The 21,692-nt window shown below is 39.0% G+C and carries 16 protein-coding genes; 3 read left to right on the forward strand and 13 right to left on the reverse strand.

Annotation, left to right across the window (positions count from 1 at the left end):
* Window positions 1-136 precede the first annotated feature (136 nt).
* The 9 genes from C8K15_RS08975 to C8K15_RS09020 all read right to left on the reverse strand — a co-directional run bounded on the left by C8K15_RS08975 (window position 137) and on the right by C8K15_RS09020 (window position 13,214).
* Window positions 137-772 (reverse strand): L-fuculose-phosphate aldolase, encoded by a 636-nt coding sequence (locus C8K15_RS08975; RefSeq protein WP_146173649.1) that lies wholly within the window; start codon window positions 770-772, stop codon window positions 137-139.
* A gap of 49 nt (window positions 773-821) precedes the next feature.
* Window positions 822-1,853 carry an S-methyl-5-thioribose-1-phosphate isomerase gene (mtnA, locus tag C8K15_RS08980; protein ID WP_108586072.1) on the reverse strand — a complete coding sequence of 344 codons (1,032 nt, stop codon included), beginning with the start codon at window positions 1,851-1,853 and terminating at the stop codon, window positions 822-824.
* Window positions 1,850-3,064 carry an S-methyl-5-thioribose kinase gene (gene mtnK / locus C8K15_RS08985; RefSeq protein WP_108586073.1) on the reverse strand — a complete coding sequence of 405 codons (1,215 nt, stop codon included), beginning with the start codon at window positions 3,062-3,064 and terminating at the stop codon, window positions 1,850-1,852. The genes mtnA and mtnK overlap by 4 nt, the downstream gene beginning before the upstream one ends.
* A gap of 327 nt (window positions 3,065-3,391) precedes the next feature.
* On the reverse strand, window positions 3,392-3,841 hold the full coding sequence (locus tag C8K15_RS08990; RefSeq protein WP_108586074.1) for an S-layer homology domain-containing protein: 450 nt from the start codon (window positions 3,839-3,841) through the stop codon (window positions 3,392-3,394).
* Window positions 3,842-3,911: 70 nt separating this feature from the next.
* Window positions 3,912-8,897, reverse strand: coding sequence for a lamin tail domain-containing protein (locus C8K15_RS08995; RefSeq protein WP_108586075.1), 4,986 nt, complete (start codon window positions 8,895-8,897; stop codon window positions 3,912-3,914).
* Between the two features lie 168 nt (window positions 8,898-9,065).
* Window positions 9,066-10,370 (reverse strand): efflux RND transporter periplasmic adaptor subunit, encoded by a 1,305-nt coding sequence (locus C8K15_RS09000; protein WP_108586076.1) that lies wholly within the window; start codon window positions 10,368-10,370, stop codon window positions 9,066-9,068.
* Window positions 10,363-11,055 (reverse strand): hypothetical protein, encoded by a 693-nt coding sequence (locus C8K15_RS09005; protein WP_108586077.1) that lies wholly within the window; start codon window positions 11,053-11,055, stop codon window positions 10,363-10,365. The genes C8K15_RS09000 and C8K15_RS09005 overlap by 8 nt, the downstream gene beginning before the upstream one ends.
* Window positions 11,056-12,319: 1,264 nt before the next feature.
* A complete protein-coding gene (locus tag C8K15_RS09015; protein ID WP_108586079.1) occupies window positions 12,320-12,754 on the reverse strand; it encodes a transcriptional regulator in 435 nt (144 codons plus the stop codon).
* A gap of 124 nt (window positions 12,755-12,878) precedes the next feature.
* The gene (locus C8K15_RS09020) at window positions 12,879-13,214 is read right to left on the reverse strand and encodes a hypothetical protein (protein ID WP_108586080.1); all 336 of its coding nucleotides are present in this window, start codon (window positions 13,212-13,214) and stop codon (window positions 12,879-12,881) included.
* Between the two features lie 668 nt (window positions 13,215-13,882).
* Here C8K15_RS09020 and C8K15_RS09025 point away from each other — a divergent pair.
* Both C8K15_RS09025 and C8K15_RS09030 read left to right on the forward strand, forming a co-directional pair.
* Window positions 13,883-15,442, forward strand: a complete 1,560-nt coding sequence (locus tag C8K15_RS09025) for an SWIM zinc finger family protein (RefSeq protein ID WP_233260428.1) — start codon at window positions 13,883-13,885, stop codon at window positions 15,440-15,442.
* A complete protein-coding gene (locus C8K15_RS09030; protein WP_108586082.1) occupies window positions 15,439-18,171 on the forward strand; it encodes a DEAD/DEAH box helicase in 2,733 nt (910 codons plus the stop codon). The genes C8K15_RS09025 and C8K15_RS09030 overlap by 4 nt, the downstream gene beginning before the upstream one ends.
* 966 nt (window positions 18,172-19,137) lie before the next feature.
* Here the strand turns inward: C8K15_RS09030 and C8K15_RS09035 are convergent.
* Window positions 19,138-19,557, reverse strand: a complete 420-nt coding sequence (locus tag C8K15_RS09035) for a single-stranded DNA-binding protein (protein WP_108586083.1) — start codon at window positions 19,555-19,557, stop codon at window positions 19,138-19,140.
* Between the two features lie 265 nt (window positions 19,558-19,822).
* Here C8K15_RS09035 and C8K15_RS09040 point away from each other — a divergent pair, with 265 nt between their 5' ends.
* Entirely contained in the window at window positions 19,823-20,260 is a 438-nt protein-coding gene (locus C8K15_RS09040; protein ID WP_108586084.1) for a YwpF family protein, read from the forward strand.
* Between the two features lie 104 nt (window positions 20,261-20,364).
* On the opposite strand, the gene C8K15_RS09045 is transcribed toward C8K15_RS09040, so the two are convergent.
* The 3 genes from C8K15_RS09045 to C8K15_RS09055 all read right to left on the reverse strand — a co-directional run bounded on the left by C8K15_RS09045 (window position 20,365) and on the right by C8K15_RS09055 (window position 21,692).
* Entirely contained in the window at window positions 20,365-20,658 is a 294-nt protein-coding gene (locus tag C8K15_RS09045; RefSeq protein ID WP_108586085.1) for a hypothetical protein, read from the reverse strand.
* Window positions 20,659-20,883: 225 nt separating this feature from the next.
* On the reverse strand, window positions 20,884-21,327 hold the full coding sequence (gene fabZ / locus C8K15_RS09050; protein WP_108586177.1) for a 3-hydroxyacyl-ACP dehydratase FabZ: 444 nt from the start codon (window positions 21,325-21,327) through the stop codon (window positions 20,884-20,886).
* Between the two features lie 47 nt (window positions 21,328-21,374).
* A complete protein-coding gene (locus C8K15_RS09055) occupies window positions 21,375-21,692 on the reverse strand; it encodes a DNA-directed RNA polymerase subunit beta (RefSeq protein WP_108586086.1) in 318 nt (105 codons plus the stop codon).

Below are 21,692 nucleotides of genomic sequence, written 5' to 3' on the forward strand. Positions count from 1 at the left end.
AACTCCCCGGAAACCTGAGTGATTTTCGGAGTCCACTCCCGCTCACACATTTATCCCAGTGAAAAGAAAAAGTGCCAGGCATCTTCACTTTTGCTGGACGTTTATGTCCCGTTGATAAGTGAAGTGCCTGACACCTTTATTTTTTTTGTCCATAGGTTTTAAATTTTTTAGACATAAGTTTCATTTCGTCTTCATCAAGGATAATCGGTTCCCCGATTGTTTTCGTTTTCACATAGACTTCACAGCAAAATTCAATTTCCTCTGCAATTGCGAATGCTGTCGCAAGATTGCTAGAACCCGCGAGTAATCCGTGATTTGCTAATAAAACAGCTTGGCGATCTTGCATAGCTTCAAAAGCATTGGTTGCAAGTTCTTGTGTACCAAAACTCGCATACTCTGCACATCTTACACTTTCTCCTGCATATGCCACTAAGTACGATACTGCTGGCAATTCCCATCTAAGTGATGCGATGACGGTAGCGTTAAGCGAATGTGTGTGAACAATCGCGTTTATGTCTGTTCGTTTTTCATAGAAAATCGCATGCATCGGGTATTCGCTAGATGGCTTTTTATCGCCCGCAATAACATTCCCCTGGAGGTCGCAAACAACTACATCTTCTGCGGTCATGTCGTTGTATTGAATCCCACTCGGGCTGATAATCATGTGACCAGATTCTCGATCAAAGATTGAGATGTTTCCACCCGTGCCTTTTGTCAGACCTCTAGTGATGAGCATTTTACAATAATCAACTATTTCTTTTCGTTCTTTCATATACAAAGGGGTGTCCTCCTTGTTTGGTGGCACTTGGTAGATTAAGGTCTCACACGAATAGTTTCTTTAGGTTTTCTGTATACGGTGCCTGCACGATGCCTTTTTCAGTAATGATCGCTGTGATGTGCGCTGCTGGCGTGACATCAAAGGCCGGGTTGTAGACGTGTACATCAGCAGGAGCTGTGAGTTTGCCAAAGCCTTCGATGACTTCAGATTTATGTCTTTCTTCTATTGGAATTTCCGCTCCGGTTGGTGTATTCAAATCGATAGTTGGCGTTGGTGCAGCTACGTAAAAAGGAATGCCATAATGCTTAGCTAGAATGGACACGCTCAAAGTACCGATTTTATTGGCTGTATCTCCGTTTGCTGCAACGCGGTCACAACCGACTATAACTGCTTGGACTTTTCCTTGTGACATGACCATCGCTGCCATGCTATCAGTAATAACTGTCACGTCGATGCCCGCTCTGCTTAGTTCTAGAGCTGTCAAAGTAGAGCCTTGTAGACGCGGCCGTGTTTCATCCGCGTAAACTTTGAAATTCCAGCCTTTTTCTTTGGCTAAATACATGGGTGCGGTTGCTGTCCCATACTTCGATGTCGCGAGAGCACCAGCGTTACAATGCGTTAAGATTCCGATTCCGTCAGAGAGCAATGTTAATAAATTCTCTCCGATGTTGCGGTTGATTTCTTCATCTTCTTTATGGATGGCTTTAGCTTCTGCTAAAAGCGAGTCTTGATAAGTAGCGTTCGTTGCTGTAACGGCTGTCATGCGGTCGAGTGCCCAAAATAAGTTAACAGCAGTCGGTCTAGACGTTGCTAAATACGCTGCAGTTTTTTGCACTACTTCGACCAAAACGGTTTGGTCTAGATCTGCTTTGTAATCACGAACACCTAAGTAAACGCCGTATGCTGCTGCTACGCCAATAGCCGGTGCACCGCGGACTTTCATGTTCACGATAGCATCCCAGACGCCCTCCGCTGTTGTGAATTCTTCATAAATGATTTCATTTGGTAATTTGGTTTGATCGAGTAGGACAAGTGCATTGTTTTTCCATTCGATTGGATTGAGTGCTTCGGTCATTGGTTTTCCTCCTGTTGTGCGTTTTGGAGCGCTGCTATATATTGACCACCTGTTTGGAATTCTGATGGGTTAAGAATCAGTTGTACTGCGACGCGCAGGCAAAGACGTTCTGCTTTTAGACGATTTTCGATTGGTTCAATGCTGGTAATGTCTTTTACTTTTGCGAGTCCGACTATGCGACGTGCGAGTTCGAGTCCCGCCATACCTGCTGTGTCTTTGAATATATTTTGGATGTAGTGTTTTTGGAAGTCAGCGTTTTTAGCAACGACTTCAGTTGTGTGCTCTTCCCATGCAGTACTGAATTTCTTTTCGAATAAGTCCATGATATCGAACAAAGTGTTCTCGACCCATTCGGTGAATTCTTTTTGTTGGAAAGCTCGTCCTCTTGCCCATGCAAAAATCAAGTTCGCCATGATGTTGCCGATGTCATAGCCCATAGGTCCGAAGAATGCAAATTCAGGATCGATGACTTTAGTATCATTTTGGTCAATAAAGATAGAGCCTGTATGTAGGTCGCCATGAACAAGCGATTGTGTGTTGTTCATAAAATGAAACTTTAATTTTGCGACTTCTAGATGAAGCTCTTCGTTTGAGTATAGAAGTGTTTGAACAAATTGTTCGTTACCAGGTGTTACTTCGTTGCGGTTAAAGTTGTTATGGAAAGGCTCTGTGAATACGAGATTTTCCGAGATTTCGCAAAGCTCTGGGTTTATGAATGTACGTACTAATTCTTTCTTTTCTTTATGGTTTAGGACGACGTCGGATGTGCACAGTAAAGTATTCACCAGGAAGTCGGTGATATGTTCGGCGAAACGTGGAAACGTTTCAAAGTTTATTAATGCTGTTCGCATAATGGTTAACTTCGATAAGTCTTCCATGATACAGCAGCTCATGATTTCATCAAGTAAATATATTTCAGGAACGAGTCCTGGTGCTAATTTGTGTTGTAATTTTAATGCTTCGGTTTCGATTTTGTTACGACTTGTTGATAGAACGAACTCGTCCGAAATCCGCGCAGTAGTTCCTGCTTGTTTGACGATGATTGATTCGTTTGATTCTGTGTTGGCGACTCGGTAGACATAGTTTAAGTTGCCGTCGCCAATTTCTGTACAGGTAATATGTTGTGCCTCTTTATAGGAGTCTATTTTTGCTTTCACATAGTAGATGACGTCGTCAGAATTCATGAGAAAGTATTGTTCAAAAGTTTGCATGGCGTGGTGCTCCTTTGAAAATAGGTTTTTTTCTATCATATCAGAATGAAAAGTCTGAGGGTAGTTCTGTAGAGTGGGAGGACGTTGCTTCCTCTGCACCATAAAGATTTTCAGGTGCTTCAGGCGCTTCTTGCAGAATATACCGAGATTTAAACCTGAATGTTCACTAGCGCAAAAAGGTTTTTCGTAATGGTGCAACATGGTGCTTTCCAAAGCTCCCCGGAAACCTGAGTGATAAAGTCATTTTACTTGTAAAAGGTTCTCTTTGTGCAAATACAAAAAGGCTTCTAGTAACGGAAGCCTTTTTGCATCTGTTAATACTTTGACTTACTTAATAGAATCAAATTTTTCTAGCATTCGATAGAGGACTACTGCTGTTTCTGCTCGGGTTGTTGGTTGCTTGGGATCAAACTTCCCATTTGATCGACCATACATCAAACCAAGTTCATTGGCATTCATGATTGACTGTTTGGCATAGTCATTTATTTTTGATTCGTCTTTGTATTTCTTGTTATTCGGCAAGCCGTTCAGTATATCGGGATTTGATAGTGCTACTGAACGCATCATCATTGCGGCCATTTGTTCTCGTGTAATGTTAGCATCTGCATCAAAAGAGCCGCCATTTTTACCGAATACGATGGCCGCTCGATGGGCCGCTTCTATTTGTTGTGCAGCCCATTTTTTAGTGGCTGGAACGTCTTTGAATGTTCCTTTGTATTCTTCTACTGACAGTTGAAGCGCTCTAACCAGAAGGACAGTAAATTCTGCTCGAGTCAATCGTTGTTCGGGTGTAAAATGTATCTATTGTTTTACCTGCCGATATAAAACGTGAAGCTAGAGAGTCGATTTAGTTTTTTGCCCAGTGATTCGTTGTATCTTTAAATACAGCATTTGCTGTCATTACTGTGAACTTGGAAAGGTGTTTCGTTGGAACGGACCAGTAGCCATTTTCCAACTTCCCTCCAGCGTAAGACCAGGCTGCAGCATTTTGGTCATAATAAACGGCGGTTGTTTTGTTAGGATTGACCGTCCCATTTACTTTGAGTTTTAGGTTGATTGATTCGACCGATGTGTTGATTTCATTGGTACCTGCGAATAATGAAATATCCACTATATCACTGTATCGTTTCCCAGCTGGAAGTCCCTCTTGTTCACCTTGGACGTCCACTTCCAATGAAATGAAGTCTTGATTTTGTTTTTGTAATTCCTTCAAAACAGTGACTGGCACGTTTATTTCATGACCGTTCTTAAGTACAAAACGCAATGCTTTATCTGCAGTTATCGTTAGGTTTAGTAGGTCTTTTTGAATGACCCATTTGACCTGTTGTTTCGATGTTTGATTAAGCGTCCAATAGTCATTAGTTTTGATTAGTTGATCTTCTGTAACGTTCACTATTTGGTCGTCTGTAACAGGTGGAATAGGAGTAGGCGTTGGAGCTGGGTTTTGCCCGCCATTGTCGTTTCCTTGGTCGCCAGTTGAAAAAGTAGAAACTTCCGATCGCATTTCACCACCAAATGAGTCTTTCACTTGAACATACCAGCTATGTTCTTTTGAGCGTTCAAGATCTTTCCACTTCGTTTCTGCAATGGAACCGTCCTCTATATTTTTCACTTCGCCAATCAGTTCATTGGTGAATATTTCGACTTTAAACATGTCTGTAGCTACCACTTTTTCTTTCGGTGTCAGATTTGTTTCAATCGTAAATTCGTCTTTCCCTGGATAGTCTACTGGGTTGTAGTAATTATATTGATCTAAATATGGTGAGTATGTTTGCATATGGATTTTGTTATCTACTGGATTGACTTTCATCAGGCGTAGGAATCCTTGTCCGCCTTCAGGTCCTCCTTGGTAGTCAGCAAGCATTTGGTACACTTTACGATCGGCTATTCCGTCTGCGTCATCATCGATTTCATCAACAAGTGTTTCCGCATCGTGGTAATGGCCTGACAGAACGGCGATGACGTTGGCATTTGGTGTAACGACATCTTTAAATACTTGGTCGCCAATTGGACTGCGATTTCCAGAAACTAATAAGTATTCATGGAAAGACAGAATCGCTTTTCTTTCTGGGTGTTCTGCTAGAATTTTATTCATCCATGCTATATCTTCATCATTTACGCCCCAGCCCATATACAACATGATAAAGTCATTCCCATTTGAGCTAATTAAATCGTAATGTCCACGGTTGTTTTTATACGATTCCCCGTAGTATTCTTTATCGTTAAAGCGTTGCTCTCCAAAATATTTACCGTATTCATTATAATCCCCTGTTTTGTGCCCCACGTCATGATTTCCAGCTAACACACCGTAAGGAATGGATGCATTGTCAAGTGTACCCATGAAAGTATCAGCCCGCTCCCACTGGATCGGATCATCGGCTTGATCAACTAAATCCCCAGTATGGAAAACGTATTTCAAATTCAAGTTTTCTTTCGATTCGGCCATCCAGTTCGTCATTTTGTCGAATATTTGAGGATAACTTTCAGAATAATATTGTGTATCTGACATCCAGATAAATGAGTAGTCAAATTCAGTCGTCGACGCAATTTCATCTTGTACCATCACTTGCACTTTTCCGTCTTTAACAAACTCTTTTCCAATGACGGATCCATGTAAGGTAAAGTTCGTATCGTCTTTGGCTATTTTCCATTCTTGCAGTTCCCATATAGAATTTGTATGATTCCATACATACATGGAAACTTTTCGGCCGATGAGTGACTTCCCTTCCCAGCTCAGTACAATTTCGTCATCTTGATCAATCTCTTTTCCGACGGCTACATCAAATCGGTGATAAGGGAATTTCTCCAGAGAAGTGGTTTCAACGTATTCACCATCTGCTTTTGCCATTTTGTTTTTAGCAGTAACCACTGATTCACCAGCAGGGATAAGCTCTTTTGGTGGTTCCCGGTCTGCACTGTTTTCAAATATGGTCATTGCCTCTCCGTCAGCTTCAAACTTATGTCCTTCATAGAAGGACACATCTAAGCTGTCTTTTGTCGGATCGCTTACTTTTACTTGTAATTTCGCATTGTTTGGATTTACATTCCCCGTTCCATCTATTGGTGAAATAACTTCTGGTGTGTAAGGTTTTTCTTCTACTATAGTAAAGTTAATGTTTTTTTGAACTTCATTTAGGGCAACATCTCTCGCTGTAAATGAAACCGTGTGGTCACCTGGAGTCAGTTTTGCAGAAGACGTTTCAAAAGGCAATGTGATTTCTTCGCCATCGAGCATAGCAGTTAAACTTTCTACAGAAGAATACTTGTCCGCTACTTCTGCTTGTATCGTAAAGTCACCTTTGTATTCTTTTCCTTCTTCAATCGAAGGGGTAATGATTGGAGCACTGTTATCAACAACGACCGCCGCTTGTATATCATCTACATTTTTTGCTTCAATTGTATGAGACCCTTCATTGACAGTTGTTGTATTCCAAGTGAAGGCTTTTGCTGTAAATTTATCATCAGGTAGTTGGAAACTAAAATCGAATACAGGCTTTGCACTCGCTCCGTCTCCGACAGATAGTTCTTTTTCAATATCTTTGAAGAGTGGATCGTAAAGTGTGGTGCCATCCTCTAATACGAGTCGTACATTTTTCACATAGAAGTCATCTCTATTTTCTTCAGAATTTGTGTCGAACGGTGATACTTTTGTTCCTGCACGTATAGAAATTTTTGTATCAAGTCCTTGTGAAAATTGATTTGGATCAATCGGTATGGTCAAAGTCGTATATGTGTTAATCGTATCGTCGAATATGTGTAGTGTTTCATCCCCGATTGTAACTCCATTTTTAAAGTATAAATTAACATTTTTTACATCAAAAGCGAAGTAGGCTTGTGCTGGAATCGCAGGCTTTGTATCGCTAGTCACGTCCTGTTGATCGATATATAGTTGGCTATCTTTACCGTACGATTTTAGTAGAACCGTTTTACTTAAAACTGATCCATCTTCTACATTTAAACCAACTTTATCTACATCATCTTTTAATATTTTGATGTTTTTAGTTTCCGATGTCACTTCATTAATTCCATCAGATGTTTGAACGTAATAACTTAAGTTTGTCTTGCCAAGTAAGTCAGGAGAAAAGATGGTATGTGAATATACAGTAGAATCATAGACTTTTGTTAAATCGACCATTCGGAACTCTTCAGTATCATTCGTTTTATAAAAAAGACGAACCGTTTTAACGATTTTTTCATCCGTCACGTCAAATGAGAGGTCTAGGTTTTGACGTCCTGAAATGGCTGCATTCTCTGTTAAATCAAGAAGCGCAGGTCCTGTAGTATCTGGCATAGTTGCGACTTTGACTTTTGGAGTCTGTATGGTTGCTATGCTCCCTGGTGTCGCATTTTCTTTTGCACTGCTATATTTTTTCATGACTGTTGATCTTCCATCTGTGGGGAATGTGTAAAGAATACCTTTGTCCGCAATCGTGTCGTCTACTTGCGCTTGGTCGTAATAGTAAGCAGATGAAATATCGACACCTGTATTAGTTGCTATCGCTAATCCTCGATGGCTTGCATTTGCCATACCACCGGATTGAATTTGAACGATATCAACATTTTCGCGTAAATCTACATTGTACATTTGGTTGAAATCAGCTACTGTTTTTTCTTGATTGCTCGCATTTTTGATCCAGTAAACGATGGTTTTGCCACTTGGCAAGATGATGTCATCTTTGTCAGCTTTCCAAATTAAATCTGCCTCAGGACCTTCCGCAGGATACCGATAGCGAATCTTATAATCCTTCAAATTTATATCATCTGCTGAATTGTTATACACTTCAATAAATTCATAGCCGTCTAATGGACCGACATTCGTCGAGTCTGGAACAAGTTCTGTTACAAGAAGAGCAGGTACGTTTTGTGGATCATAATCCAGCGCTTCAATCATCACTTCGTAGACTTCAGTCGTCGCAGTATTTTGTCCATCAAAGGCTTCAATTCGATACGTTATTTTGTTCGTCATTAATTCTGCTTGGTCAATTTGAATTTCAAACGTATTTTCTTCAGTAGAAGCTACCATGTTTTTTTGAAGCCAACTACCATTTTCCGAGAGTTTATAAAAAAGTGTCACGTTTTCTAGTTTCGTTTCATCAGTGACTTGTGATTTAATATGTAGGTTTTCACCTGCAGCGACTTTTTCAATGGGTGAATGTGTTATTAATGGTGCTTGCGTATCTTCAACAGTTGGATCAGCAGGTACTTGTCCCGTTATTAATGCCCCAGGTGTAGGTGTTTCTGACGATGTCAGGATCTCCATCGTTTTTCCGTCTTCACCAGCTTTATATTGAATCCCTTTATTGACACCAACATCTTCTTTTATATAAGTAGCTGACGAGAAGATATTGTTTGAAGTATCTGCAAGAGATAAAGTTCGTTCTGCAGTGTTGGCCATCCCGTCTGCCTCAACATATGTAACCTGATTTTCTGTTATCGTTGTGTTAAATTCTTTATTAAAATCAGCAAGTGTCAGATTCGTATTTTCTTTATTTTTCACCCACACGATTAGTGTTTCACCAGGAGCAATTGTTTTATCTTCGTTAAATGCCCAGTCTACTTTTTTGCCATCTGGATATCCGTATATTAACTTATAGTTTTTTAATTGAATCGGTAGTGTGCTGTTGTTATAAAGCTCGATAAACTCAAAAGCATCCGTTGATGAATTGACTACATTACTACTGTTTGGTAAAAGTTCAGTAATCAGAATAGGAGAATTCGTTGCAGCCAATACATGTGCAGACTTGTTAGTAATGTAGTCAGTTGGTGAAGTGAATAGGGTTGATAATGCTAAACTACTGGTTAAAACTATTGAAGCCACAACTTTCTTTTTCATTTAATAAACTTCCTCCTTTGTTAATTTATTCCTTACTTAGTTTACGAATGAAATGTAAGTACACTATTAAATAATTGTGAAATTTATGTAAATATTCTTAAGCTCGTGGAATCACAGTCAAACAAAAAAAGCTTCTTTCCTTGGGAAAGAAGCTTTTTAATCTGTTTATTAAAATACAAGGAATTTAAGATAGGTTCTCCAACCATTTGCTTTTATAGATTTCCAAGATGGAGAATCGACAGGCATTGGCATGAAAATGGCTGGTGCGTAGCGATAATCGCTAATTCTCGGTTCGTGCACCACAATTGAACCAGCTTGCAATCCTTTACTAATTACTGAACGTGTTTTCCAGTCAAATGCGATGGTTACGGGTAGTTTCGCTGCAAAGCCATTTTGACTCATGACGTATGCGACAGCTGATTCATCTAATCGATCATAGAGCCAATCCGTATTTACAGAAGCCGCTTTTTTGGCCTCATTAACGATGATCATGGCATTCGTGTTGTTACCAAATGGCAAGTTTTCTATCGGTTCATTAGCTTGTATGCGAACTTCATAGTATTCAAGTGGATTCGCATGTTCTTTTGTATCAAGTGATTTATAGGTTGTGAGATATTCAGAATCTCGTGCAGGAACTTGCGATATTTCCGTAACAGTTCCTTCGAAGGAACGATCGATTCCATCGGCTTGCAAGCGAACACGATCTTTTACTTGAACGTCTTGCCATTGTTCATCAATAGCATAGGTGATGATGATTTTTTCTGTGCTATAAATTTCTACTGCCAATCGGTCATTTTCATCACGTATTCTTGATACAACCCCGTCTACAGGGCTAATGACTGCAGCCGCTCCTTCTTGGGCAAGTTGTGCTTTAACTACTACCAATTGTTTATTCACGTCAGAAATTTTTTGTTGTACTTGTGCAATAGCTTGAGCAAAAGCACCATCTTGTGAAACTTCAACGTCCGCACCGACATCTACATTAATGTCAACGTTAACGGTTTGTTCTTCTGTAGTTTCAGCCACATTATCTGAAGTGTTGCCGTTTGAGCTAGTCGAGTTAGCGTCATCTGCTTTCTTTCGATCAGATTCTAATGAGCGAACCGTTAAATTTAGCTCAGTCAATTGATCTTTGAGGGCTTCCTGCTCTGACCTCCATAGAAGTTCTTGCTCGTCAGCAGTTGACGTGTTGAGAGTGGCCACTTCTTGCCCAGCCGTAACAACGTCCCCTTCTTTCACTAACCAGTCTTTTATGGTGTCCTCACTTTTGATATAAATAGTATTCATACTTCGTGGTGCAACGAGTGATTCTTTTGGCAATAGTTCTTCAAAAGAATCATTAGCTAGACGTTCATATTTATGTACATACACATCTTTTAAAATGATGCTCTTATCACTAAATAACAGTATTGCGTTCGCTCCAATGAACGCTGAAATGGCGATCGATATGCCAATAGTTAACCATTTATTCATTGAAGGCACCCCCTTCTACTAATTGTAGGTACCATTCTTCAAGTGGAAGTATGCTAACAACTGCTGTTAATAGTGCCATGACTATATGGATTGCAATAATAATTAGGTATAGAGTTCGTGGATTTATGTCCCTAAATGAACGAATAAAACGAACTTGCAATGCAATAATCAGTGCTGTGAAAATCGATAATTGATTAAAGAAAAATATTAGAAATGGATGATCAAAGAAAGTAACTGCGAGTGGTCCAAATGAAAATAAGGACACTGGAGTAGTGACACCCAAAATGACAAAGATGAAGAATAACAAAGCTTTTTCAAGTAATAGAATTCCCACGACATACAGTTGTAAAACAGCTAGTTTTGATAACTCAATTCCTGTGATTTTATTTAATAGGAATGCAATGCCAAAAAAGTGGAATGAAAGGTAGAGGAATGCCCAAATAATAATTCCGGCTAAAGATACGAGTCTTGCAATTGCAAATGAATCTTTCCCACCTGTTGCATAAACAGATGTGATTTGCTGTGTATTCATACCCCACAGCTCTTGCGCTACAAATAATAGTAATCCAAAAAAACCTACCATCCATACGCGTTTTTTAAAACCTCGCATGTATGAAGAGCCAAGATTATCTATTAGTTCTTGCTGATTTGCAAAATATTTCCAAAATCGAAAATCAAAAATCATAAGTTCGAAATCCTTCCTGTACTATCTTAAGCTAGTATTCTTTATTTACTTTACCAAAACTCGACATCATTTGTAACGTCTAAATGACATTGTTCCACAAAAAATGTGTATTTTTTGAAAGGAATGATTATTTATGTGAAATTTTATATCATCATATAATAAAATTCCATATATTAACAGAATTTATCGGAGGCATGAATACTATGGATCCAACGCACGCAAAAAAGTGTAAGCCCCATCTCTACTTACACTTTTTGCGCTATTTTTTATTGCAAGATTTAGGCCCCAACCTAAATAGGTCGTAAGGATATTCTCCTTGGAAGTTACACTGTGCGCGGTTATAAAAAGGAATGAGTAAAGTTAGCCGCAGCACTATGTATGGAAATCCTTCTCCCTCTATTTTCCCTTCCCCAAAAGGTAGTAATAGCTCTTTTATAGTTTAAATCTCTTATTTCCAGAATGAAATATTTCTCCTTAAATTTGCATTTTGCATACTATTTTCATTCCTAAAATTGAATTTTTGCGTAAAAAAGTGCCTCAAAATCCTATTTTGATTTGTCTCACATAAATGAATAAAAATTTTCCTACAAACCTACACTCTATATAACCTATCGAAGGAAACTTCTTACATATAATAACTTCATCATGTTTCCTGTAATACGTAGTTGAATAGCATAAAAATCATGCCCAACTAAATAAAGAATTTCATTACTTCGAGCAGAGAATAAATTGGAAAGGATGTGTTAGTTTTGAAATTTGGCAAACTATTTAATTTAAGTGTTGCCGATTTATTGTTCGGTATCATTGGATCAAGTGTATTTATCATTATTTTATATATGTTCACTTCATTTTAGGAGGGTGTTGTATGGATAAATATGAATAATGGCCCTTCCTCGATTGATTTATGTCGGAGAAGGGTTTTTGCATGGGGAGAGTTATTATGACGTTACATGTGGACTAAATATCAAGTCAAATAAATTGCTAGTCAGACGTGATGGCCTTTTTTTCAGACGTGAAGTCATATTAGTCAGACGTGGAGCCTGTTTTGTCAGACGTGAAGCCTCATTAGTCAGACGTGGAGATGTTATTCCTACGTGAGGGCCGTTTTTTCCTACGTGGACTTCCATTTTTCCTACGTGGTATGCAAAATATTACCTCTCGACGTGCCCTTCCCCGAAAAATCTCTACACAAAAACACCTTCCTCATATTAATTAAGGTAGGTGTTTTCATTGTTTATAAAATTCCATGATTATCCTCCAACGGTTAGTGTAATAAACGATTAAAGAGATTTTCATCGCGCGTTTGAAGAGCGTAGTCAATCATTCGACTATGATTTACTTCTTCTAGTAACGAGATGAATTCGTCTGCTTCTGCTTTTACATCGCTACCAGGTTCTCTGTCTTCTGGTTCGCCGTGTTGTAAAATTGTTTGCAAATGCGTATGAATATCTGACACTAACAATAATTGATAGAGTGGCAAACGAATGAAGCGATTCCCTTTTTGAAAAACGAAAACTTCAGATAAATTTTCCACTTGGTATGTGGTCATGTTGACGATAATTTCTTTGCCTTCCACAGGAATAAAGTGAAAGAGCTCGTCATCTTTTTTTATAGAAAAGTATTGATAAGCAAATACCAGTTTCATCTTTTGGCCTTCTAGTTTTGAGTAGAATGGTTTCATTAGTTGTACATGTAACATTGTGATCCCCCCTTGATTTAATCGAAATATTCTGATTACTACTATTGTATCACATTCCCGTCCATTTCGTGCAGGATAAAAACCAAAAAAATACCGCCTAGAGCCCGACGGTATGATGGTTTTCTCATGGTTTTCTGAATGTAAAATAAGCCATTGATTTATCGCGATATTGAATAAAGAATCCAAGGAGTATGTATTGTATGGTGCATGACATCTCGTTTCCGTCTTGTACGTTACATGTAAATGAACATTTATTATTTAGAAAATCAATTTGAATATCATCAAGTTGGTAATAATCAAATGTCATCCTTTTAATTCTTGCTATTCCTTTATCATCCGACGTAATAATTGCTGATTTCTTTTTGCCATTCGGTGTAACATAAAGTAGAAATTCTTGTCCACACGACTTCAGCATATTGCTTTGATTCAATCCAGGTAAGATAATTTCATATGATGGCAAACATATCAACCTTTCCCTTATAATTTAAATTTGATACTAATTCCAAAATGTGTAATATACTAATCTAATATTACTTATTACTCTGTTAATTCCAAAAATAATACATCAAATATGAAATGGCGTTTTAAAAATAGAATATATTCTAACGCAAAGGGATGAGTCGTCTAAACTACCTGCATCTAAGGTGGTGTTGATTTTGCAATTAAATGAACTAATTACGGAGTATAGGAAGCTGTCTCAAATTACTCAAAAAGAAGCAACAAAACTTCTTAATATTTCAGCCAGCACATTACCGCTATATGAAACGAATCCCGAGAGCATCTAGCTACCTGTTTTTCGAGCTATATGCAAACTCTACCAAATACCAAGAGATATTAGTAACGAAGTCATATATCACTCTTCAACAATCTCTCGTAGAAAATTATTACGTGTAAAAGAACCTATTGATGACTACGGCGAAGAAATAATCAGTCCAGTCTATCGTGCGTATAAATCAGATCCTGCTTTATATCAACTTTTCCAAGATTTATATAACAAAACCTTCGCCAGAAAAAGAGCGTTTTAAAGAATTTTTGAAAGCTTTTTTGCATTTATAATCTTAATTCTTTCCTATCACTTACGGTTTTCCACGAAAAGCCGTATAATGAAAGGAAAGTTTTTTTTTGGAGATGTTGCTATTGAGCCATTCATTATTTAATATTGCTGTGCGTTACCAATCACATATCCAACAATGGATGGAGACGCTTTCTGAGGACCTACACCCATCTCATTTAGACGATGAAGAGCTTGTACGTCGTGCTTCCTTTGCCGTGCGTAACGGGGCAGTCCGCGCTCTCTCCTACGATCCATACGAACATACACTAGAAGCACGTGTTCATGATGTCAGTTCTGCCGTTGTGACGATTCATTTAGTTGATGAACAAATCACGTGTTCTTGTCCAGAAAAGCGTTTATGCCGTCATTGCTTAGCGGTTATTTTTAGTTTATATATGCAAAAGTTTTCTCTCTCTGAGTGGCTCCAGGAATGGCGTTTAAAAAAGACGGAACAACTTTCTATTCTTGCAAATGAACGTACACCTGAAGGCTGGAATGCGATTGTTCAATCGACGTTTAATGCAGTTTCAGGTGATTGGTCTTGGAAAGAACGTTATTATATCGATAGTTCTATAAATCAAATGAAACAAAAGTTAAAGAAGTTCATGCCTTTTGAACGTGAATGGCAGCCTCTTTACGATGTCTATACGCGCACCATGTTGTTACGCCTGTTGTTTGAAGTGAGCGAAGAACTAAATGAAAACTTATTCCGTGCTACCATTCAAACTGATATTGAAGATATGCAACATCAACTAATCACGCTTTCGAATAAACCTCGTTTATTTGCTGCTGATCCTTTTTATGATGCACTTGTTCTACATGTTCGTCATATCGTCTATGATCTCAAAACAATGGATGATCTTCGCTTCAATTTGCTTCATGCATTTTGGGTAATCATGCTGACTGAAAAAGGTCGTCGTGAGAAAGAATATGAATACTTACTTGAAATCAAGAATTTCGACAACGACATATTCCGTGCATTCTTTTGTGTGCTTCTCAAGAAACCAGATGAATTACGAGAGATTGCCGATAAAATTCATCCAAGTCAAATGCCCGAATGGATGCACCTGGCGAAACTTGCGAAAGAACAAGACGATTTAACGTCACTTACAATTATTTTGCATGCCATGCGCCCACATATTTTCGATTATGTTAATAGCCATTTATCTGCATGGAACCGTTCCTTGTTCGTGTCAAAATTATATGCGTTGTATAAAAATATCGATATGCCTGATGAAGAACGTGAGCAACTGTTTTGGCAGTTCGGATCATTTGGTGTTCGTGCCTACTCGGATTTCTTAATTGATCAACAACGTTTTCAAGATTGGGTTGCCCTTCATCACCGCTTTGAGTCAACACTCGACTATGCGGAGTCATGTGGAATGAAAACCATCTTACAAGAGGCTCCTGAGGCCGTGTTACCGTTCTATCACGTATTGGCGCTAAGTGAGGTACGAGAACGTAATCGCCATAACTACAAGCAAGCTGTACGGATTTGGAAGAAAATGAAATCAGCCGCGAAGAAAAGTGGCAAAACCGATTATTGGAATTTGTACGTCAGCGAGATTCAAACGAAATATCGCCGCTTACGAGCTCTCCAAGAAGAGATACAGAAAGGAAACTTGCCTTTATGACTTCTCATGTATCGCCTTTTATGAAGAATCTAATCCTTTCATTCGACCAAATGGATGATGGATTCACGACCGTTCATGCCTATAACGATGAAGGCATGCGGTTATTTACCGAACAATGGATTTCATTTATATCTTTTCAGCACGAACCATCTTTTTATGGGCTGCATCACGATGAAGAAACAAACTTTTCATCATTAGAGTTAATTGAGCTGTTTTCCCCCACTACTAAACATCCTTACGTTCACGTCAGTGGATTTGCTCCAGAAGATGAGTCGATGATAAAAACCATTCAACAAGCATCAAGTTATTGGAATTCACCAACTCTGTGGGACGATCTTACATTTGAAGATGATTCGCTCGTTTATTCTTCACTGGATGCACCTCCTGCAGCGAAACTGATGCTTACTTCTGCTATACAACAAAAACTCTACAGCGTAGGTTTAACGCTAAATGATATTCCAACTCTTCTTCCCTTTTTCAAGCAAGGTGGATGGCCATTGCAATCACAAGCTGGTCAAGGAGAAGTTAACGTGGCACTGCGTCTCAGCGAGCCTGAATCTTTATCAGACGAATGGATTCTTGAAACAGTGGTACGTGGCAAAAAAAGTTCAGTGCACTGGACGCCCGCTTTTCGTAAGAAACAATCTCCAATCGAAGAGGCACTGCCTGATAAATGGAAAGTCCATGCGTCTTATGTGTACGAAACTCAATCCAATATGCTCGATTTGATGAATATTGAAGCCGAAGCGGATCGCTTTTTATCGCTGTCACTAAGTGATTTAGACGTCCGTCACTTTTTGCGGGATGATGCAGCGCGTTTGCAAGCTCTCGGCTTTGAAGTCATCCTACCGGCTTGGTTAAAAGCCGTGAAGGAATCCAAACTGCGTGTGAAATCTAATGCGAAAACTACTACATTTAAAACGACAGCTGGTTTAAATGAAATTTTAACGTTTGATTGGAATTTTTCATTAAATGGGCAAGCTATTTCGGAAGATCAATTCAAACAAATGGTTGAAGAAAATCGCGAATACATCCGTGCCGGAAACGAGTGGTTCCGCATTGATTCCAATTGGATGCATGAAATCCGTCAATTAATGGAGCAGACGGAAAATGAAAACTGGACGGTCAAAGAATTGCTATTTAGAGAGTTGCCTGATGCTCTCCTTAATGAAGATGAATCTGGCGAAGAAGATGATGATCCGTTGTTCCAATTTGAATTGAACCAATCGCTGAAAAGGTATTTGGAACAACTTCAAGATAAAAAAGAATTGCCTACGACAATAGTGTCGCCTCACTTATTAACCGATTTACGTCCTTACCAACAACAAGGACTAGACTGGCTTGTGTTTATGCGTGAACAAGGATTCGGCGTATGTTTAGCCGATGATATGGGTCTTGGAAAAACGGTGCAATTGATTGCTTATTTATTACATGTGCATCGTACGAATCAGACCGATAAGCCATCGTTTATCATTTGTCCCACATCTGTTTTAGGAAACTGGCAAAAAGAGCTAGCACGTTTCGCTCCTGATTTAAATGTCCATGTGCATTATGGACAAACGCGTTCCAAAGATGAGTCGCTTGCTGTCGAATTAGGAGATTTAAAACCTGATGTTGTTTTAACTACGTTTGGTACGGCTTCACAAGACGCTGACGCGTTAAGTGAAATTGAATGGTGTAGTGTGACACTTGATGAAGCGCAAAATATTAAAAACATGCATACGAAACAAAGTCGAGCTATTCGTAAATTGCGCGGTGAACATCATTTAGCGTTAACTGGTACACCAGTTGAAAATCGCTTGTCCGAGTTATGGGCAATTTTCGACTTTATTTATAAAGGGTATTTAGGTAGTTTCCGCAAGTTCCAAGAGAACTTTATAGCACCGATTGAACGTGATGAATCGGAAAATCATAAAGAAAAACTACGTGCAAAAATACGTCCGTTCCTACTAAGACGTACGAAACAGGATCCGGACTTGTTATTAAATCTTCCGGACAAGCAAGAACAACGTGAGTATTGTCCACTAACAACTGAGCAAGCTGCACTCTATGAAAGTTTGATCCAAGAAACGTTGTTCAAGCTCGAAACATTAACCGGTTTTGAGAAAAAAGGTCTTATTTTAAAAATGTTAAGCAAGCTGAAGCAATTGTGTAATCACCCAGCCCTATATTTAAAAGAGGGATTTGGTGAAGCGGAGTATATGATGGAGCGTTCTGAGAAGTTAGCACGCATAGTTACACTCGCTGCTGAAATTGCCGCTCGCGGTGAGCAATGCCTGATTTTCACGCAATACATTGGCATGGGCCACTTGTTGCAACATTGTTTAAGCGAGTTATACGACATCGACCCACCGTTCCTGTCAGGTAGCATGCCGAAATTACAGCGTGACAATCTAGTGGAAGCGTTCCAAGAAAAAGAATTCCCTGTGTTCATTTTGTCGCTGAAAGCCGGCGGTACTGGACTTAATTTAACAGCAGCAAATCATGTTCTCCATGCCGATCGTTGGTGGAATCCAGCGGTTGAAAATCAAGCGACGGACCGTGCTTATCGCATCGGGCAAACGCGCTTTGTACATGTCCATAAGTTTGTAACAATAGGGACGATTGAAGAAAAAATCGATAAATTATTAGCCGATAAACAAGCTTTATCTGAAGACTTAATCCAATCAAGTCAATGGATTACTGAAATGGCAGATGAAGATTTAAAGGATTTATTAACTTTAGGTTAAAGTTGATACAACTCAGATGGGAGTCAGGTGGCCAGCCACCTGGCTCTTTTCTGTTTTTGACACTTACTATTAATCGTCTGTGAACAAAAGAAGGTTACTCCAAAAAATGAACGGCTTCAGACTCAGACACAAATGTTCCCTAAATTGTAGCTGCGCCTGATTCCGTAGGGATATCTCTTTAAAATGTGAATATTGATCGCCTGTGGTAGTGCTTCCCTCCCGTAGAGAGACACAATTGCATCTCAATTTGTGGCTCCTGCCACGTCTACATTCTTGCGGAAAACTTTCCTGTTCGCGACACTTCCTTTGCAGGATTTTTTTTGGGTGAAACTGGGTGACAGGGAATAACTCTAGTTGAAAAGGAATAAACGCTATGCGAAAGGGAATAAAGTGATTGCCAATGGGAATAAACACTTCCACAACAGGAATAAATCAAAATGAACGGGAATAAATCCAAAAACCACATACTGCAGAACATTTCCCTCAATACAGAGACTCAATTGCTCTTCATCTGGGAGTGCACTCTTGCGAAGGCCATATTATGATGGCAGGAATCTAGCCAACTGCCACTTTTCTATTCGTGAATGATTCCCTCCCGTAGAGAGACACAATTGCATCTCAATTTGTGGCTCCTGCCACGTCTACATTCTTGCGGAATTCTTTAAGAAAACCATTTCTATCAATCTATGTACAAGACCGGTCGTGCTTCACGCGACCGGTTTTCCTCTCTTGTCTATCAAGTAAAGCGTTATTTCCCCACTATTCTTAAGCTTGGTTCGCTGAGTTTATGTTCAAGCACAAGGATTCGCTCATTCAAATGTGCAATCATACGAATTAGTTGTTCCATATGTAGTTCCATTCGAACAAGGTGATCAGGTATCGCTTTCATATTGGGTGAATTCCTTTCTATTGGATTTGACAAAAATTGTGTACTAACCATCGGTGCGGTCTACCGAGAAATCGAAGCTACACAACAGGTAATTCTTTATGCTCTTTTTCAGTGAAAATGAAATCTTCTTTTGCTTGTGATTCTTTATTCACATGTTTGTGCTCAGAGGATTCGTCAATTCTAGGTTTCGTTTGTAAAAACTGGACTTCTTCAACGATTACTTCTGTTACGAATATGCGATTGCCATCTTCTTTTTGATAGGATCTGGAATGGATATGCCCATTAATCCCAACAAGAGAGCCTTTACCACAATATTTAACTGTGTGTTCGGCCAGTTTCCCCCATACGGTGCATAGCACGAAATCCGCTTCATCTCCTTTTGCATTTTTGTAGGTACGTTGTATGGCTAAAACAAAACTTGCTTGCACTCTGCCTTCTGACAAATGACGAAGTACCGGATTCTTTGTCATTCTCCCAATCATCCCAACTTGATTCATTTATTCACCTCCTTCTTAGGTATTGAATTTATTGTACAAAGGACTTAAATTGTGCGCAAAGCGACAAAAATTCATTTTGACCACTTTTGTGCAAGGGAAAATTCAATTTTACGACTTCTATATTTTGACAAAAATTGCACAAACCTAATTGGCTGTAGGCTGAAACCCATTTAGTCAAAATGCCGTTTTGCCTTGTTTCCGAAGATTTTTCAACACTGTGTTATACTAGATTCAATTATACTTTTGCGGAAAGGCTGTGAGCTTATTGAAAACGTTTAAGATGTTGTCCATGACAGTTGTTCAAGGGGGCCAAACCATCTCGATTCCCCTCGTAGATGGCATCATTATTAATCAAGAAAACAGCCACCGGTCGTGGATTTTGGAAATGTATGTCGATAAAACAGACAGTACATTTTTCGAACAATTTAAGAATTCAGGTGAATTGATGGAAGTAAAAGTCGTCATTTCATATCCTGAAAATGAACCAGCAGGCTTTGAAGTAGCTGTATACGCTGTTAAAACAATCGGGGATTATGTTTCTGTGTTATTTAAAGGGACGTTAACACGAACCCGTCGTAAGTATGCGGTACAATTGCTGACAGAACTTGTCCAAGATGGATTAACAGGTGAACAGCTTATAACTCGCTTTGAAAACGATATGCGACAACGACCTCAATTAAAAAAAGACTCGGCTACTGTTTAATTACAGCTACCGAGTCTTTTTCTATCTGTTCGTTCTACAATAAGAGCAAGGCCTTAGGTCAAACCCTTCCACTGTCAGGGTAAGTCTAAATGCAAAATAAGTAATTACTCATCTTTGTTATCTGCGTCACGAGCGTCCATGTCATCTTCTAATATTTCTTCTTCTTTCGTATTCGGGTCTTTCATCATGTCTTTATCATTGTCTAAGTTTTTGTCTTCCTGCGTTGGTTCAACTTGATTTCCGTCATTGGTACCAGGTACTACATCTTGTGTATCCTCACGTACATCTTCCATTGGCGTTTGATTTGCTGGTGGTACATCCTTGTTATTGTCTCTCATATTACAACCAACTAATAATAAAGCACTCATACCAAATACAATCGTTGTCTTTTTCCACATAAAAAAGTTCCCTCCTTTCTATAATCGTTCACCACACTTCGTGTGATTCACAATAGGTTACCCTAGAAAGGAAAGAACTATTTATGCTTTTTATTTTTCTTTTAAAGTGAATAAATCGTATGCTGCTTTATCTTTAGACGCATAATAATAAAGTAATAATTTTTTTTTGAACAAAAGTAAATTACATTACGTTAAAAATTAGTATTCCCTTTGCCACTGTTTTTATTATGTTGTTTTTTCAACAATGGGTCCAAGAGCAAATAAAATATCTGTTTCGCAAGCGATTTCACCATCTACTGTCGCAATTGCATGTCCTTTGCCCATTGCACCGCGTATTTTAACAAACTCGACTTCTAATCGAAGTTGATCCCCTGGCACAACTTGACGTTTAAAACGGCAGTTATCAACGCCAGTTAAGAAAGCAAGACGACCTTTGTTCTCTTCTTTATTCAATAAAGCAACTCCGCCTACTTGTGCTAATGCTTCGATAATTAACACACCTGGCATTACTGGATATCCTGGGAAATGTCCGTTGAAAAAATCCTCATTAATGGAGACGTTTTTTAACCCAACTGCTCGTTTACCGTCTTCAATTTCAATAATTCGATCAACGAGTAAAAATGGGTAGCGATGTGGTAAAATCTCTTGAATTTGCTGTGCTGATAATATCAAGTTAGTTTCCTCTTTTCATAAAAAATGCATAAAAGATTGTAGATTTAGGACTTACCGTTTAATATATCCAAAATGTGTTGCCACGTATCCCATTTCAAGGCATCTTTTGGATTACCGTCACCGACATATCCATAACCAATTGTTAAACCGGCTGCAATTGCGCCAACTACAAGAGCTGCAACTAGGATGATGCGAAGCCATATCGGGAAAAGACGGATTTGAACCCACCAAGTTTTCTTATTTTCCTTAGTCTCAGCTTTTTCAGCTTTCTCAACTTTATGCTGCTTCCGCATTGAAGGTGCTTGGGTATTCACTTGTTGTTTTACGTCTTTTACTTCAACGTCTTTTACTCCATTAGTCAT

This window comes from Paenisporosarcina sp. OV554, assembly GCF_003058165.1.
Taxonomy (GTDB): Bacteria; Bacillota; Bacilli; order Bacillales_A; family Planococcaceae; genus Paenisporosarcina.

Coding starts and splice junctions, on each gene's coding strand:
- C8K15_RS09030 (WP_108586082.1), top strand. CDS start 15,439: ATGACTTCTCATGTATCGCCTTTTATGAAGAATCTAATCCTTTCATTC.
- C8K15_RS09025 (WP_233260428.1), top strand. CDS start 13,883: ATGTTGCTATTGAGCCATTCATTATTTAATATTGCTGTGCGTTACCAA.
- C8K15_RS09045 (WP_108586085.1), bottom strand. CDS start 20,658: ATGTGGAAAAAGACAACGATTGTATTTGGTATGAGTGCTTTATTATTA.
- C8K15_RS08975 (WP_146173649.1), bottom strand. CDS start 772: ATGAAAGAACGAAAAGAAATAGTTGATTATTGTAAAATGCTCATCACT.
- C8K15_RS09055 (WP_108586086.1), bottom strand. CDS start 21,692: ATGACTAATGGAGTAAAAGACGTTGAAGTAAAAGACGTAAAACAACAA.
- C8K15_RS09015 (WP_108586079.1), bottom strand. CDS start 12,754: ATGTTACATGTACAACTAATGAAACCATTCTACTCAAAACTAGAAGGC.
- C8K15_RS09005 (WP_108586077.1), bottom strand. CDS start 11,055: ATGATTTTTGATTTTCGATTTTGGAAATATTTTGCAAATCAGCAAGAA.
- mtnA (WP_108586072.1), bottom strand. CDS start 1,853: ATGACCGAAGCACTCAATCCAATCGAATGGAAAAACAATGCACTTGTC.
- mtnK (WP_108586073.1), bottom strand. CDS start 3,064: ATGCAAACTTTTGAACAATACTTTCTCATGAATTCTGACGACGTCATC.
- C8K15_RS09000 (WP_108586076.1), bottom strand. CDS start 10,370: ATGAATAAATGGTTAACTATTGGCATATCGATCGCCATTTCAGCGTTC.
- C8K15_RS08995 (WP_108586075.1), bottom strand. CDS start 8,897: ATGAAAAAGAAAGTTGTGGCTTCAATAGTTTTAACCAGTAGTTTAGCA.
- C8K15_RS09035 (WP_108586083.1), bottom strand. CDS start 19,557: ATGAATCAAGTTGGGATGATTGGGAGAATGACAAAGAATCCGGTACTT.